The following is a 672-nucleotide window of genomic DNA, read 5'->3' as shown; positions in this document are numbered from 1 at the left end:
GCGCAGCAGCGAACGACAGATGTCTTTCTCCCGTGCAAGCGTGCCGCCGACGAGCGCCGGAGCCTGCGGGCTGGCCAGCAGTTCCCGATAGAGGTCGCGCTCGACTGGCTCCGAGGGCACCTGGGCCACGACGACGGGCCTGTTGGTCACGCCGGTCGACTGGCACAAGGTGGCCGGGTGCGCACGCTCGAACTTGCGGACGATCTTGGTCTTGCCCATGCCGGTGTCGCCATAGATCAGCAGGCACGGCATGCGGTCGCGGCGGATAGGTCAGCAACGCGTTCAGGCGGACAAGTGATGCTTCCGCCTGATCGAAGCCGATCCAGCGATCGGCCTTGATCCAGGCAATGCGCTCTTCGTCGGGCAGCGCGGCATAGCGGCGGTAGCGGTCGTCGAGGTGCTCGAATGTCCCCTCCCCTCTCACGACCATTCCTCCACGGGAAAGAGGGGCACCTTGCTCCAATCAATCGGCCGGTCATCCTCGATTTGCGGAGGCTCGGCCGGAGCCGGCGTGCTTGGCCCCGCCGCGCGAAGCGCGCGGTCGCGCTTCTCGACCAGTTGACGCGCCGCCCTGGTGCGCCTGGTCGCGTCTTCGACCAATGCACGCTGGGCCTCGATGGTCTCGAAGATCAGCTGCTCGTCGACCAGCGCAAGTCCACGCTCCCGCAGGAC

At 67.0% G+C, this 672-nt stretch carries 2 pseudogenes; both read right to left on the bottom strand.

The annotated features are described in order from the left end of the window. Positions 1-430 (bottom strand): annotated as a pseudogene (locus EN780_RS36455) (TniB family NTP-binding protein); the annotation flags it as partial. After that, positions 421-672: pseudogene (locus EN780_RS36450) on the bottom strand (transposase); the annotation flags it as partial. The pseudogenes EN780_RS36450 and EN780_RS36455, both read right to left, overlap by 10 nt.

This window comes from Mesorhizobium sp. M4B.F.Ca.ET.089.01.1.1 (genome assembly GCF_004022605.1).
In the GTDB taxonomy this organism is placed as follows: Bacteria; Pseudomonadota; Alphaproteobacteria; order Rhizobiales; family Rhizobiaceae; genus Mesorhizobium; species Mesorhizobium abyssinicae.
This window is presented reverse-complemented; position numbering and strand designations above follow the sequence as displayed.